Source organism: Pseudomonas guariconensis, from assembly GCF_040822035.1.
Lineage (GTDB): Bacteria > Pseudomonadota > Gammaproteobacteria > Pseudomonadales > Pseudomonadaceae > Aquipseudomonas > Aquipseudomonas guariconensis.
Map to the genome: position 1 here is coordinate 4,268,307 of NZ_CP162012.1, position 14,461 is coordinate 4,282,767.

Genomic DNA, 14,461 nt, shown 5'->3' on the forward strand with positions numbered 1-14,461 from the left:
ATACTAGCCATGTCTCAGGATCATGGCTCACATCGATGAAACGCCTCCCGCCCCTCCCCGCCCTGCACACCTTCCTGATCACCGCCCAGCACTGCAACTTCACCCGGGCAGCCCAGCAGTTGCACATCACTCAAGGTGCAGTCAGCCGGCAGATCGCCGGGCTGGAAGAGCACCTGGGCTATGCGCTGTTCCAGCGTCAGGCGCGTGGCCTGAGCCTGACCCGGGAGGGTCAGGACTGGCTGCCGCGGGTACAGCAGATTTTCGCCCTGATCGAACAGGGTGTGCGCGAGGTCGGCCGCCACAGTGCCACGCTGCAGCTCAAGGCGCCCACCTGTGTCATGCGCTGGTTGCTGCCGCGGCTGATGGAATGGCAGGCATTGCGTCCGGACGTGCCGGTGGAGCTGACCACCACGGTGCAGCATGGCGTGGATTTCCGTCGCGAGGGCTTCGACGCCGCCGTGGTGTATGGCGCACTGCCCAACGGGGGACTGCAAGTACGCAAGCTGTTCGATGAGCAACTGACGCCGATGTGCGCGCCCTCGCTGCTCGAAGGGCAGTTGCCGCTAACGCGGCTCGAAGACCTGTCCCGTCACATGCTGCTGCATCCGTCACGGGACGAGCACGACTGGCGCCTATGGCTGCAGGCTGCAGGCGCCAGTATCGAGCTCAATGGGCCGCGCCAGCATTTCGAGACGCTGGACATGGCGATGGCCATGGCGTCCCAGGGTACGGGAGTCGCGATCGGCGATTGGGCATTGGTCGGCGATGACCTGCGCAGTGGCAGGCTGTGCATGCCGTTCGGGCTGAAGGTGCTCACGGGCAAAGGCTACTACCTGGTCAGCCCTGCCCGGAGCCTGCCGCCGGGGTTGGTCGAATTGCTGGACTGGCTCCAGGCACAGGCCAGACCAGACGACTCAGTACCCCACCGTGAACCGCTCCCGTGAATGGGCTGGTTTCTCCAATTCGTCGATCATTGCGATAGCGTAGTCAGCGAAGGTGATCCAGCTCCGGCCATCGGCACCGATCAGCAACTGATCCTTGCCCAGACGGTAGTGCCCGCTTCGCGCACCTTCGACGAACTCCGCCGAGGGCGAGAGGAAGGTCCAATCCAGGCCCGACGTCTGACGCAATGCGTCGAGAAAACGCACGCCGGCGCTGGCTTCGGCTTTGTAGGCCTCGGGGAAGTCCGGGCTGTCGATGACCCGTTGCCCGGAGGGTAGCAGCAGGCTGCCGGCACCGCCCACCACCAGCAAGCGGGCCACGCCCGCACGCTTGACCGGCTCGATGATTGCCTGGGGCTCGATCGTCGCGAAATGCGCCGCGCTCAGCACGGCGTCCGTCCCGGCCACGGCGGCCTGCAGGGCTGCACTGTCCTTGGCGTCCAGCGCCTTGGCGGTAACGCCTTCACGCCCGTCCAGCTTCGACGGGTCACGGGCGATGGCCACGACCTGATGGCCGCGGCGCAGAGCCTCTTCCAGCAACTGGCTACCGGCACGACCGGTGGCACCGATGATTGCGATCTTGCTCATGGGGACACACTCCATCAGTTGAAAAGAACTACCACTGCATTTCGCCCTTGGCGACCTTGGCGCTGAGTTCCAGCGAACTGGCGTCGCCCAGCTTTGGATACCGCTGCTCCATCGCCTTGATCAGCGCATCGGCATCGGCGGCCTTGGCTGCTTCGGCGTCGAAGGCGCGGATGTAACCGGCGGTGAAACGTACTGCGTCCAGCGAGCGGCTGCTCTGCCCGAGGTAGTGGCCGGGGATCACTGTGCGCGGAGCGAGCCGCTCGATGCGCTCGAGGGTGGCAAGCCAATCGGCATGGGACTGGGCGGTCTGGGTGTCGGCCATCCAGACATGAATGTGCTCGGCCACGACCACGCCACCGACCACAGCCTTGATCGAGGGAATCCACACGAAACTACGGTCTGGCTGTGGCCCATCGAGACCGACGACTTCCAGCGTCTGCCCTTCCAGCGCCAGGCGATCCCCCACCAGCACCTGCGGCACGACCAGTTTCGCGGGCCTGTCGCTGCCCATTTGCGGGCCCCAGTAGTCCAGCTTGGCGTCCATGGTCTTGCGGATATGCTCCACAGTGGCGGCCGAGGCGACCACTCGGGCCTGGGGAAACGCACGCGTCAGGGTGTCCAGCCCAAAGTAATAGTCCGGATCGCCATGGCTGACATAAATGGTGGTCAATCGCTTGCCACCAGCCTTGAGGCGCTGTACCAGTTGCTCGGCCTGGGCCTTGCCGAACTGGGCGTCAACCAGGATGGCATCGTGCTTGCCACTGACGATCACCGAGCTGACCGGGAAGATCGCCTCATGGCCTGGGTTGTACACCTCGAGCTGAAGGGGTTCGGCGGCCAACGCCTGGCCGGCCAGGGCGAGGCTGGCCAGTACCAGACTGCGCAGGGTGGAGATGAGCGACATCGGACATTCCTGTGAACGGGAGAGTGAGCAACAGCATAGTTGCCCAATCCATCACAAAAAATGCGATGCTCAGACATAGTTTGTTTCTGAAAGCGGACAAATCATGGACCGTCTAAACGCCATGCGCGTCTTCGTCACCGTGGTCGACCTGGGCAGCCAGTCAGCCGCGGCCGACCATCTGCAACTCTCTCGGCCTGTGGTGTCGCGCTATCTGGCGGAACTGGAGGACTGGGTCGGTGCGCGTCTGATGCAGCGCACCACACGCAAGCTCAGCCTCACCGCCGCCGGCCAGCAAACCCTGCCGCGCTGTCGCCAATTGCTGGAGCTGGCCGGTGATCTACAGGCCGCTGTACGCCAGCCGGACGACGCGCCACGCGGTGAGCTGCGCATCAGCGTCAGCACCTCGTTCGGCCAGGCCCAGTTGGTGGATGCGGTGGCCGACTACGTACGGCGTTACCCGGGAGTGAGGGTGGAACTGCAGATGCTCGATCGTACGGTCAACCTGGTGGACGAACGCATCGACCTGGCGATCCGCACCAGCAACGACCTGGACCCGAACCTGATCGCCCGGCGCCTGACAGTGTGTCGCTCAGTGGTATGCGCCGCGCCGAAGTACCTGGCCGAACATGGCATGCCGCAGCAGGTCGAAGAACTGAGCCAGCACAATTGCCTGACCCACGCCTACTTCGGGCATAGCCTGTGGCAGTTCGAAGTCGGGGGGCGGCATGTGGCCGTGCCGGTGCAAGGCAACATCAGCGCCAACGAGGCCATGACCTTGCAGAAGGCCGCGCTGGCCGGTGCCGGCATCGCCATGCTGCCGACCTACCAGGCGGCAGGAGCGCTACGCAGTGGAGAACTGGTCCGTCTGCTGCCCGAGGCGCGCCCGCGCGAGCTGAACCTGAATGCCGTGTACACCTCACGTAAGCACATGCCGGCAACCCTGCGCAGCATGCTGGATTTTCTCGCGCAGCGGTTCACCGATGAGCCGCAGTGGGATGAAGACCTCTGACCTGCAAGCGGCTGCGCCGAGTCAGTCGCCGGTCACTCCTCGACGCTCATGTACTCCTTGGCCCAACGGATGTAATCCTCAGGTTGGGTATAGGTGTGGGAAAGCTCGGTCGCGTTGAGGTTGTCGGATTTGTTCTGCTGCCCACGCTGAAGGCGCAGACAGTCATAGGTGGCTTTGATGGCGGCGAAATAGGCGGCATGGCCATCGACCACGATCCGCACCCCCAGGCTCGCCAGCCGCGCATCGTCACGCAGGTTGGGGTTGCCGTAGCTCACCAGCATCAGGGGCACCGTCAGGTGCTCGGCGATCTGCTCCAGTTGATCGAAATCCTTGACGCCTACCATGCAGATACCGTCGGCACCAGCCTTCTGGTAGCTCTGGGTGCGATGGATGATTTGCTCGGTCGACAGCACACCGGCGTTGGTCCGGGCGATGATCGACAGCGCCGAGTCGACCCGCGCCTCGATGGCCGCACGGATCTTGCCGACACCCTCCTCCACTGAGATCAGGTCCGTGGATTTGCGACCGAACTGGGCCGGCAGCAGGGTGTCCTCAATGGTCAGCGCGGCGACACCGGCGCGCTCCAGCTCGATCACCGTGCGCATGACATTGAGCGCATTGCCATAGCCATGGTCGGCGTCGGCGATCACCGGCAACTGTGCGACACGGCCAATGCGGGTGGCCTGCTCGACGAACTCGCTCAGGGTGATCAAGGCAAAGTCCGGCGCGGCCAGTACCTGCAGCGAGGCAACCGAACCACCGAGGATACCGACCTCAAAACCCAGGTCAGCGGCGATGCGGGCCGACATGGGGTCGAACACCGATGCGGTGTGATAGCACGAACCGGACGCAAGCAGTTCACGGAAGGCAAAACGCAGATCGTGGTGGGAAGCCTTGGGCATGATCACTCCGCAATAACAGGAAATTTGAACGGGCTGACTACTGACCCTTGAATCGGGTCTACCTGACCTGTTCCAACCGTCGCCATCAGGGCGGTCATGCTCGACATGCAGGCAGAGGAATAGAAGGTGTGGGGTACAACAGCATGAAATCCGCACGTAAATGGCTGCACCATGCTGGTGCAAAGCCCGGATTTCAGCCGTTGCGGTCAGATCACGATATCACGCAGCCATGCGCTACTGGATGGATGCGCCAATGCCGATCTTGCATAGGGGATGCGCATAGTACATAGGAAGCTACGTAACTCAGCTACAATGCGGCCTTGCTCCGCGCTTGGCTGAGGCGCGGCCAACCTCCCCAGACAGCGACCACGACAAGGTATTTTCCGTGACTGCCGCCCTGCCCCCTACTGTCCTGCGCACAGTCCTCACCGCCCTGATGCTGGCGATTTTTCTCGGTGCGTTGGACCAGACCATTGTCGCCGTGTCCATGCCAGCGATTTCCGCACAGTTCAACGATGTCGGTCTGCTGGCCTGGGTCATCTCCGGTTACATGGTAGCCATGACCATCGCCGTGCCGATCTACGGCAAGCTCGGCGACCTGTATGGCCGGCGGCGCATGATCCTCACGGGCACGGCCTTGTTCACCCTGGCTTCGGTGGCCTGCGCCCTGGCCCAGGACATGCAGCAGTTGGTACTGGCGCGGGTGGTCCAGGGGATTGGCGCAGGGGGCATGGTTTCGGTGAGCCAGGCGATCATTGGCGATTTCGTGCCGCCTCGCGAGCGCGGCCGCTACCAAGGCTATTTCAGCAGCATGTACGCCCTGGCCAGCGTCGCCGGACCGGTGCTCGGTGGCTGGTTGACCGAATACCTGTCCTGGCGCTGGGTGTTCTGGATCAACCTGCCCCTGGGTCTGTTCGCCCTGTGGGCGATCCGCCGTGCCCTGGCCGGCATGCCGGTACAGCGCCGAGAGGCCCAGGTGGATTACCTCGGTGCGCTGCTGCTGATCCTGGGCCTGGGCAGCCTACTGCTGGGTATCACCTTGGTCGGTCAGGGCCACGCCTGGCTATCGCCGCCGGTGCTGGCACTGCTGGGCGGTGCCCTGCTGGGCCTTGTGGTGTTCATCGGCCATGAGCGGCGCTGCCCAGAGCCGCTGTTGCCGCTCAAGTTGTTCGGCAACCGCACTGCAATGCTGTGCTGGTGCGCGATCTTCTTCGCCAGCTTCCAATCGATCTCGCTGACCATGCTGATGCCTCTGCGCTACCAGAGCATCACCGGCGCAGGCGCCGACAGCGCCGCGCTTTATCTGTTGCCGCTGGCGATGGGGCTGCCCCTGGGCGCCTTCACCGGTGGACGCCTGACCAGTCGCACAGGTCGCTATCGCCCGCAAATCGTTATCGGTTTCGTACTGATGCCCTTGGCTATCCTCGGCATGGCCCTCACGCCACCGCAATCGGCGCTGCTCGGCGCGGTGTTCATGCTGTTGACCGGTATTGCCTGCGGCTTGCAGTTCCCGACCTCCTTGGTGGGGACCCAGAGCGCGGTGGAGCACAAGGACATCGGCGTTGCCACCAGTACCACCAACCTGTTCCGCGCCCTGGGCGGCGCCATGGGGGTGGCCTGCATGTCCAGTTTGCTGTTGGCGCTGCTGCATCAGGACGGTTTCGAGGCGTTGGGCAATCCGCTGCTGGGTAGCCTGCAGGCAGGCGAACCGGACCCATTGACCCAAGCGCGGCTGTTGCGAACCTTCCGTCACTTGCTGATGACCAGTGCCGCCCTGTCGCTTCTGGGCCTAGCCGCCGCGCTGGTCATGCCCGACCGGCAACTACGAGGACGTTGATGTCATCTGCCACACTGCATTGGGCTGCGCATAACCATTAACTCCCCCTTAATGAAAGGGGGAAACACTTCATCACAATCATTCACAAAGTGTCATTTGCGCAAGGAAGGGCTCAAGCGCAGCATATCCAACCCTGTGTCGACCCAACGCTCCACATCGCGCAGCAGGTCGAAGCTGTCCGGCAGCAACAGCCAGCGCCCGATCAGGCCATCGACATAGGCGAACAACGCAACAGCGGCACGTTGCACATCCAGATCCTCGGGCAACTGCCCACGGCGCACGGCATTGGCCATGGCCAAGGCGATGCCTTCGTGGCAGTCCAGCACAGCGCCTTGGCGCTGCTGGCGGATCTCGCACATGTCGTCGGTGAATTCACATTTGTGGTGCAGGATTTCATTGATGCGTCGGGTCCTGGCATCGAGCACCAGGTCATTGAGCACCTGCAGCAACAGGGTGCGAATGCAGCCAAGCGGGTCGAGTTCGTCCTCGCTCTCGCTGGCGCGGGCCAGGTGGTCATGGGTTTCATGCAGGCTGTCCAGCAGCGCCTGCACCAGCTCGGCCTTGTTGTTGAAATGCCAATAGATCGCCCCACGGGTCACACCCGCCAGTTCAGCGATGTCGGCCAGGGTGGTTCGCGCAACCCCGCGCTTGTAGAAGGCCTTTTCCGCTGCCTCGATGATCTGGGCACGGGTTTCCTGGGCTTCCTCTTTGGTTCGACGGACCATGGCAGCTCAACCTCATCACGACCCGCAGGCTCGACCGGCGCGCGGGGTTCAGGCCGGGGTCGCCTCTTTAAGGGCGTCTCCCGGGGAGTATTCGACGGATCCGCAGCGCCCGTTCAAGGCTGACTGCGGTATTTACAAACAAGCATGAATGTAAGTATATTCGTTAGTAAGCTATTTATCCACCGGATAGCACCTTTTCTGAAAACACTTCAATTATTCTTGAGCGTCTCCCTGCTCTAGCGACCCGAGGATCCTATGCAATTCAAGCCAGCCGTCACCGCCCTGGTTTCCGCCGTCGCCCTGGCAACCCTGCTAAGTGGCTGTAAGAAAGAAGAAGCAGCGCCTGCGGCGCAGGCTCCTCTGGTCGGCGTTGTCACTCTCCAGCCTCAGGCCTATACCCTGACGTCCGAGCTACCGGGGCGTACCACCGCCTTCCGCGTCGCCGAGGTCCGCCCACAGGTCAATGGCATCATTCTCAAGCGCCTGTTCAAGGAAGGCAGTGACGTCAAGGAAGGTCAGCAGCTGTATCAGATCGACCCGGCCGTCTACGAAGCCAACCTGGCCAATGCCCAGGCCAACCTGCAAGCTACCCGTTCGCTGGCCGAGCGCTACAAGCAACTGATCGACGAGCAGGCTGTCTCCAAGCAGGAATACGACGACGCCAATGCCAAACGATTGCAGGCCGAGGCTTCGCTCAAAAGCGCCCAGATCGATCTGCGCTACACCAAGGTTCTGGCGCCGATCAGCGGTCGTGTCGGGCGCTCGTCCGTCACCGAAGGTGCCCTGGTGAGCAATGGCCAAGCCAACGCGTTGGCCACCATCCAGCAGCTCGACCCGATCTACGTCGATGTCACCCAGTCCACCGCCGAGCTGCTCAAGCTGCGACGCGACCTGGAAAGCGGCCAGTTGCAGAAGGCCGGCGAGAACGCCGCCTCCGTCCAGCTGGTACTTGAGGATGGCAGCCTGTTCAAACAGCAAGGTCGGCTGGAGTTCTCCGAAGTCGCGGTCGACGAAACCACCGGTTCCGTGACCTTGCGCGCCATCTTCCCCAACCCTGACCACACCCTGCTGCCGGGCATGTTCGTTCACGCCCGCCTGAAGGCCGGGGTCAATGCCAACGCCATCCTGGCACCACAACAGGGCGTGACCCGTGACCTGAAGGGCACCCCCACCGCGCTGGTGGTCAACCAGGAAAACAAGGTCGAACTGCGCCAGCTCAAGGCCAGTCGTACCCTGGGCAGCGACTGGCTGATCGAGGAAGGCCTGAACCCAGGCGACCGCCTCATCACCGAAGGGCTGCAGTTCGTGCGCCCTGGTGTCGAGGTCAAGGTCAGCGAAGCCACCAACGTCAAGAAGCCAGGCAGCCCAGACCAGGCCAGCACTGCGAAAGTAGACGCCAAAGCGGAGTAAACCATGTCGAAGTTCTTTATCGATCGCCCGATCTTCGCCTGGGTGATCGCCTTGGTCATCATGCTGGTCGGCGCGCTCTCCATCCTGAAGCTGCCGATCAACCAGTATCCGAGCATCGCACCGCCGGCCATCGCGATCGCCGTGACCTATCCGGGCGCCTCGGCGCAAACGGTGCAGGACACCGTGGTACAGGTCATCGAGCAGCAGCTCAACGGTATCGACAACCTGCGTTATGTCTCCTCGGAGAGCAACTCCGATGGCAGCATGACCATCACCGCCACCTTCGAGCAGGGCACCAACCCTGATACCGCGCAGGTCCAGGTGCAAAACAAGCTGAACCTGGCTACCCCGCTGCTGCCGCAGGAAGTGCAGCAGCAAGGTATCCGCGTCACCAAGGCAGTGAAGAACTTCCTGTTGGTGATCGGCCTGGTGTCCGAAGACGGCAGCATGACCAAGGACGACCTGTCCAACTACATCGTCTCCAACATGCAGGATCCGATCTCGCGGACTGCCGGCGTGGGTGACTTCCAGGTGTTCGGTGCCCAGTACGCCATGCGTATCTGGCTCGATCCGGCCAAGCTGAACAAGTTCCAGCTGACTCCGGTCGACGTGCGCAACGCGGTCAGCGCGCAGAACGTGCAGGTATCCTCCGGTCAGCTCGGCGGTCTACCTGCCATGCCCGGTACCCAGCTCAACGCCACCATCATCGGCAAGACCCGCCTGCAGACCGCCGAGCAGTTCGAAAAGATCCTGCTCAAGGTCAACAGCGACGGCTCCCAGGTGCGTCTGAGCGATGTCGCCAAGGTCGGCCTGGGCGGTGAGAACTACGCCATCAGCGCCCAGTACAACGGTTTCCCGGCCTCGGGCCTGGCGATCAAGCTGGCCACCGGGGCCAACGCCCTGGATACCGCCAAGGCGCTGCGCAAGACCATCAGCGACCTGGAGCCGTTCTTCCCGCCGGGCGTGAAGGCCGTGTTCCCTTACGACACCACTCCGGTGGTCACTGAATCCATCAGCGGCGTGATCCACACGCTGATCGAGGCGGTGGTCCTGGTGTTCCTGGTGATGTACCTGTTCCTGCAGAACTTCCGCGCCACCATCATCACCACCATGACCGTACCGGTGGTGTTGCTGGGTACCTTCGGCATCCTTGCCGCCGCGGGCTTTAGCATCAACACCCTGACCATGTTCGCCATGGTCCTGGCCATCGGCTTGCTGGTGGACGACGCCATCGTCGTGGTGGAGAACGTCGAGCGGGTCATGTCCGAAGAGGGCTTGCCGCCCAAGGAGGCCACCAAGCGCTCCATGGAACAGATCCAGGGTGCCCTGGTGGGTATCGCCCTGGTGCTGTCGGCGGTACTGCTGCCGATGGCTTTCTTCGGCGGCTCCACCGGTGTGATCTACCGTCAGTTCTCCATCACCATCGTTTCGGCCATGGGCCTGTCGGTGCTGGTGGCGCTGATCTTCACCCCGGCACTGTGCGCCACCATGCTCAAACCCCTGAAAAAGGGCGAGCATCATGTGGCCAAGCGCGGCTTCTTCGGCTGGTTCAACCGCAACTTCGACCGCAGCGTGCAAGGCTATGAGCGCAGCGTCGGCGGCATCCTGCGCAACAAGTTCCCGTTCCTGTTGGCCTACGCCCTGATCGTGGTCGGCATGGTCTGGCTGTTCATGCGCATTCCCACAGCGTTCCTGCCCGAGGAAGACCAAGGCGTGTTGTTTGCCCAGGTTCAGACCCCGGCCGGCTCCAGTGCCCAACGTACCCAGGTGGTCGTCGACCAGATGCGCGAGTACCTGCTCAAGGACGAAGCTGACACCGTCTCCTCGGTCTTCACCGTGAACGGCTTCAACTTCGCTGGCCGCGGCCAGAGCTCGGGCATGGCCTTCATCATGCTCAAGCCATGGGACGAACGCTCGGCGGAAAACAGCGTGTTCAACCTCGCGGCCCGCGCCCAGCAGCACTTCTTCAGCTTCCGTGACGCCATGGTGTTCGCCTTCGCGCCACCTGCGGTACTCGAACTGGGTAACGCCACCGGCTTCGACGTGTTCCTCCAGGACCGCGCCGGTGTCGGCCACGCAAAACTGATGGAAGCACGCAACCAGTTCCTGGCCAAGGCCGCCCAGAGCAAGGTGCTCACCGCGGTGCGTCCGAACGGCCTGAACGACGAGCCGCAGTACCAGCTGATCATCGATGACGAACGTGCCAGCGCCTTGGGCGTGACCATCGCCGACATCAACGCCACCCTGTCGATCGCCTTGGGCGGCAACTACGTCAACGACTTCATCGACCGCGGTCGGGTCAAGAAGGTGTACATCCAGGGCGAACCAAGCGCCCGGATGAGCCCGGAAGACCTGCAGAAGTGGTACGTGCGCAATGGCGCGGGCGAGATGGTGCCGTTCTCCTCCTTCGCCAAGGGCGAATGGAGCTATGGCTCGCCGAAGCTCTCGCGCTACAACGGTGTGGAAGCGGTCGAAATCCTCGGTGCCCCGGCACCGGGCTACAGTACCGGCGAAGCCATGGCCGAGGTCGAGCGCATCGCGGGCGAACTGCCAGCTGGCATCGGCTATTCCTGGACCGGCATGTCCTACGAGGAGAAACTCTCCGGCTCGCAGATGCCGGCGCTGTTCGCCCTCTCGGTCCTGTTCGTGTTCCTGTGCCTGGCAGCGCTGTACGAAAGCTGGTCGATTCCGATCGCCGTCGTGCTTGTCGTACCGCTGGGTATCATCGGTGCGCTGATCGCCGCCAGCCTGCGCGGGTTGTCCAACGACGTGTACTTCCTGGTCGGCCTGCTGACCACTATCGGCCTGGCGGCGAAGAACGCGATCCTGATCGTCGAATTCGCCAAGGAACTGCACGAGCAGGGCCGCAGCCTGTATGACGCAGCCATCGAGGCCTGCCGCATGCGTCTGCGCCCAATCATCATGACCTCGCTGGCGTTCATCCTCGGCGTGGTACCGTTGACCATCGCCAGCGGCGCAGGCTCGGGCAGCCAGCACGCCATCGGCACCGGGGTGATCGGCGGTATGATCAGTGCGACCGTGCTGGCCATCTTCTGGGTACCGCTGTTCTTCGTTGCAGTGTCGTCGCTGTTCGGCAGCAAGAAGCCTGAATCCGACGCCACCCCTGAAACTACTCGTTATGAGGCTGGGCAATGACCAAGTCTTTGTTATCCCTGGCGGCAACCGCTTTCATCCTTGGCGGCTGCTCGCTGATCCCTGACTACCAGACCCCTGAATCGCCAGTGGCGGCGCAGTGGCCGCAAGGCCCTGCGTACTCGCCGACCCAGTCGGCCGACGTAGCCGCGGCCGAGCAGGGCTGGCGTCAGTTCTTCCATGATCCTGCGCTGCAGCAACTGATCCAGACCGCGCTGGTCAACAACCGCGACCTGCGCGTCGCCGCCCTGAACATCGATGCCTACCGGGCCCAGTACCGCATCCAGCGGGCCGACCTGTTCCCGGCGGTATCGGCCAATGGCAGTGGCAGCCGCCAGCGGGTACCGGCGAACATGTCGCAGACCGGCGAAGCGGGCATCACCAGCCAGTACTCGGCCACCCTGGGTGTCAGCGCCTATGAGCTGGACTTGTTCGGCCGTGTGCGCAGCCTCACCGAGCAGGCCTTGGAGACCTACCTCTCCAGCGAGCAGGCCCGCCGCTCCACGCAAATCAGCCTGGTCGCCAGCGTGGCCAATGCCTACTACACCTGGCAGGCCGACCAAGCGCAGCTCAAGCTGACCGAAGAGACCCTCAAGACCTACGTCGAAAGCTACAACCTCACCCGCCGTAGCAATGAGGTGGGTGTTGCCTCAGCGCTCGATGTGAGCCAGGCCCGCACCGCCGTTGAAGGCGCGCGGGTCAAACTCGCGCAGTACCAGCGCCTGGTCGCCCAGGACCTGAACAGCCTGACCGTGCTGCTGGGCACTGGCGTGCCGGCTGACCTGCCGGCACCGCTTCAGCTCGACGCCGATCAACTGGCCGAGGTCCCGGCCGGCCTGCCATCGGATCTGCTGCAACGGCGTCCGGACATCCAGGAAGCCGAGCACCTGCTCAAAGCCGCCAACGCCAATATCGGCGCGGCCCGCGCTGCGTTCTTCCCGAGCATCAGCCTGACCGCCAACGCCGGCACCCTGAGCCCGGACATGGGCGGGCTGTTCAAGGGCGGGTCGGGCACTTGGCTGTTCCAGCCGCAGATCAACCTGCCGATCTTCAACGCCGGCAGCCTGAAAGCGAGCCTGGACTACTCGAAGATCCAGAAGGACATCAACGTCGCCAAGTACGAAAAGACCATCCAGACCGCCTTCCAGGAAGTCTCCGATGGCCTGGCCGCACGCAAGACCTTCGAGGAGCAGCTGCAGGCCCAGCGCGACCTGGTGGCCGCCAACCAGGACTACTACCGCCTGGCCGAGCGCCGCTACCGCATCGGGATCGACAGCAACCTGACCTTCCTCGATGCCCAGCGCAACCTGTTCAGTTCGCAGCAGTCGCTGATCAACGACCGGCTCTCGCAGCTGGTCAGCGAGGTCAACCTGTACAAGGCCCTCGGTGGCGGCTGGTACGAGCAGACCGGGCAGGCCAACCAGCAGGCTTCGGTGGAAACACCGAAAGGCTGAGCGACCCGCTAGCAGCATCAAGCCCACCCTCGCGGTGGGCTTTTTTTATGGGACAGCCCCACCGCGCCCCCGAATTAACCACGTCGACATTCCGTTCGATAATCGCCCCGTTCCGCACTGGGCGAATTGCCTCGCCCTCACCTTGCACCGCACCATCGCCCACGCAACGTTGCACACGCTCTCACAAAAGACGCCACACCCTGCGGCCCGCACCCGCAGCGCACCGGCTCGCCCGAATAAAAACAAGAGATCCGCAACCGATGAGCACTTTGCAACCCGCACGCCAACTGCTGCCCGGCCTGTTGGCCCTGTTCTGCGCCCTGCCCTCCCTGGCCGCTGAAAGCGGTTTCGTGGAAGGCGCCAAGGCCACCCTCAACCTGCGCAACTTCTACATCAACCGCAACTTCGTCGACCCGGTCAATCGCCAGAGCAAAGCCGAGGAATGGACCCAGAGCTTCATCCTCGATGCCCGCTCCGGCTTCACCCAAGGCACCGTCGGTTTCGGCGTGGACGTGCTCGGGCTGTATTCGATCAAGCTCGATGGCGGCAAAGGCACAGCCGGCACTCACCTGCTGCCCGTGCACGACGACGGCCGCCCCGCCGATGATTTCGGCCGCCTTGGCATCGCGCTCAAAGCCAAGGCGTCGCAGACCGAACTGAAGGTCGGTGAATGGATGCCTGTGCTACCGATCCTGCGCTCGGACGATGGCCGCTCACTGCCACAGACCTTCCGCGGCGGCCAGCTCACCTCCCAGGAGATCGCCGGGCTGACCCTGTATGCCGGCCAGTTCCGTGGCAACAGCCCGCGCAACGACGCCAGCATGGAAGACATGTCGCTCAATGGCCGCGCCGCCTTCACCTCCGACCGGTTCAACTTCGCCGGCGGCGAATACACCTTCAACGACAAGCGCACGCTGGTTGGCCTGTGGAATGCCCAGCTCAAGGACATCTACCGCCAACAGTACGTCAACCTGGTGCACAGCCAGCCTCTGGGCGACTGGACCCTGGGCGCCAACCTCGGTTATTTCGTCGGCGGCGAGGACGGTGCCGAGCGCGCTGGCAAATTGGACAACCGCACCGCCTCGGCCATGCTCTCGGCACGCTACCAGGGTCATACGTTCTACCTGGGCCTGCAGAAGGTCAGCGGTGACGACGCCTGGATGCGGGTCAACGGGACCAGCGGCGGCACCCTGGCCAACGACAGCTACAACTCAAGCTTCGACAACGCCAAAGAGCGCTCCTGGCAGGTGCGACACGACTTCAACTTCGTCGCCCTCGGCGTGCCCGGGCTGACCCTGATGAACCGCTACATCAAAGGCGACAATGTGCAGGCCGGCGGCGTCACCGACGGCAAGGAGTGGGCGCGGGAAACCGAGCTTGCCTACGTGATCCAGGCCGGTTCCTTCAAGGACCTGTCGCTTAAATGGCGCAACTCCACCATGCGCCGGGATTTCAGCACCAACGCGTTCGACGAGAATCGACTGATCATCAGCTACCCGCTGAACCTGCTCTAGCCAGGACACTTCGCGGGTAAACCC

At 63.3% G+C, this 14,461-nt stretch carries 11 protein-coding genes; 7 read left to right on the top strand and 4 right to left on the bottom strand.

The window, feature by feature from the left end; translation table 11 throughout:
• Nucleotides 1-35 precede the first annotated feature (35 nt).
• Nucleotides 36-944: a LysR substrate-binding domain-containing protein gene (locus tag AB1N67_RS19760; protein ID WP_052352311.1), complete on the top strand. Its 909-nt coding sequence runs from the start codon at nt 36-38 to the stop codon at nt 942-944.
• Here the strand turns inward: AB1N67_RS19760 and AB1N67_RS19765 are convergent.
• Together AB1N67_RS19765 and AB1N67_RS19770 are read right to left on the bottom strand one after the other, a co-directional pair.
• Nucleotides 915-1,529, bottom strand: coding sequence for an NAD(P)-dependent oxidoreductase (locus AB1N67_RS19765; RefSeq protein ID WP_102081802.1), 615 nt, complete (start codon nt 1,527-1,529; stop codon nt 915-917). The genes AB1N67_RS19760 and AB1N67_RS19765 overlap by 30 nt on opposite strands.
• 28 nt (nt 1,530-1,557) lie before the next feature.
• Nucleotides 1,558-2,433, bottom strand: coding sequence for an MBL fold metallo-hydrolase (locus AB1N67_RS19770; protein ID WP_090344970.1), 876 nt, complete (start codon nt 2,431-2,433; stop codon nt 1,558-1,560).
• Between the two features lie 103 nt (nt 2,434-2,536).
• On the opposite strand from AB1N67_RS19770, the gene AB1N67_RS19775 reads away from it, so the two are divergent.
• Complete coding sequence (locus AB1N67_RS19775) at nt 2,537-3,442, top strand: LysR family transcriptional regulator (RefSeq protein WP_102081801.1); 906 nt, start codon at nt 2,537-2,539, stop codon at nt 3,440-3,442.
• A gap of 32 nt (nt 3,443-3,474) precedes the next feature.
• On the opposite strand, the gene AB1N67_RS19780 is transcribed toward AB1N67_RS19775, so the two are convergent.
• Nucleotides 3,475-4,344 (bottom strand): oxaloacetate decarboxylase, encoded by an 870-nt coding sequence (locus AB1N67_RS19780; protein WP_043206426.1) that lies wholly within the window; start codon nt 4,342-4,344, stop codon nt 3,475-3,477.
• Between the two features lie 385 nt (nt 4,345-4,729).
• Here AB1N67_RS19780 and AB1N67_RS19785 point away from each other — a divergent pair, with 385 nt between their 5' ends.
• Nucleotides 4,730-6,181 carry an MDR family MFS transporter gene (locus AB1N67_RS19785; protein WP_102081800.1) on the top strand — a complete coding sequence of 484 codons (1,452 nt, stop codon included), beginning with the start codon at nt 4,730-4,732 and terminating at the stop codon, nt 6,179-6,181.
• Between the two features lie 92 nt (nt 6,182-6,273).
• On the opposite strand, the gene AB1N67_RS19790 is transcribed toward AB1N67_RS19785, so the two are convergent.
• Nucleotides 6,274-6,906: a TetR family transcriptional regulator gene (locus AB1N67_RS19790; RefSeq protein WP_043206425.1), complete on the bottom strand. Its 633-nt coding sequence runs from the start codon at nt 6,904-6,906 to the stop codon at nt 6,274-6,276.
• A gap of 255 nt (nt 6,907-7,161) precedes the next feature.
• Here AB1N67_RS19790 and ttgA point away from each other — a divergent pair, with 255 nt between their 5' ends.
• From ttgA to AB1N67_RS19810, 4 genes are all read left to right on the top strand, one after another.
• Complete coding sequence (ttgA, locus tag AB1N67_RS19795; protein ID WP_070576014.1) at nt 7,162-8,316, top strand: toluene efflux RND transporter periplasmic adaptor subunit TtgA; 1,155 nt, start codon at nt 7,162-7,164, stop codon at nt 8,314-8,316.
• A 3-nt stretch (nt 8,317-8,319) separates the two neighbouring features.
• A complete protein-coding gene (gene ttgB / locus AB1N67_RS19800) occupies nt 8,320-11,472 on the top strand; it encodes a multidrug efflux RND transporter permease subunit TtgB (protein ID WP_043206423.1) in 3,153 nt (1,050 codons plus the stop codon).
• Nucleotides 11,469-12,923: an AdeC/AdeK/OprM family multidrug efflux complex outer membrane factor gene (locus AB1N67_RS19805; protein WP_367863337.1), complete on the top strand. Its 1,455-nt coding sequence runs from the start codon at nt 11,469-11,471 to the stop codon at nt 12,921-12,923. The genes ttgB and AB1N67_RS19805 overlap by 4 nt, the downstream gene beginning before the upstream one ends.
• A 260-nt stretch (nt 12,924-13,183) precedes the next feature.
• Nucleotides 13,184-14,437: an OprD family porin gene (locus AB1N67_RS19810; RefSeq protein WP_102081799.1), complete on the top strand. Its 1,254-nt coding sequence runs from the start codon at nt 13,184-13,186 to the stop codon at nt 14,435-14,437.
• Nucleotides 14,438-14,461 lie beyond the last annotated feature (24 nt).

Bases quoted from the DNA above. Each gene is read 5' to 3' on its own strand.
- ttgB (WP_043206423.1), top strand. From the start codon at position 8,320: ATGTCGAAGTTCTTTATCGATCGCCCGATCTTCGCCTGGGTGATCGCC.
- AB1N67_RS19760 (WP_052352311.1), top strand. From the start codon at position 36: ATGAAACGCCTCCCGCCCCTCCCCGCCCTGCACACCTTCCTGATCACC.
- AB1N67_RS19780 (WP_043206426.1), bottom strand. From the start codon at position 4,344: ATGCCCAAGGCTTCCCACCACGATCTGCGTTTTGCCTTCCGTGAACTG.
- AB1N67_RS19805 (WP_367863337.1), top strand. From the start codon at position 11,469: ATGACCAAGTCTTTGTTATCCCTGGCGGCAACCGCTTTCATCCTTGGC.
- AB1N67_RS19765 (WP_102081802.1), bottom strand. From the start codon at position 1,529: ATGAGCAAGATCGCAATCATCGGTGCCACCGGTCGTGCCGGTAGCCAG.
- AB1N67_RS19810 (WP_102081799.1), top strand. From the start codon at position 13,184: ATGAGCACTTTGCAACCCGCACGCCAACTGCTGCCCGGCCTGTTGGCC.
- AB1N67_RS19770 (WP_090344970.1), bottom strand. From the start codon at position 2,433: ATGTCGCTCATCTCCACCCTGCGCAGTCTGGTACTGGCCAGCCTCGCC.
- AB1N67_RS19775 (WP_102081801.1), top strand. From the start codon at position 2,537: ATGGACCGTCTAAACGCCATGCGCGTCTTCGTCACCGTGGTCGACCTG.
- ttgA (WP_070576014.1), top strand. From the start codon at position 7,162: ATGCAATTCAAGCCAGCCGTCACCGCCCTGGTTTCCGCCGTCGCCCTG.
- AB1N67_RS19790 (WP_043206425.1), bottom strand. From the start codon at position 6,906: ATGGTCCGTCGAACCAAAGAGGAAGCCCAGGAAACCCGTGCCCAGATC.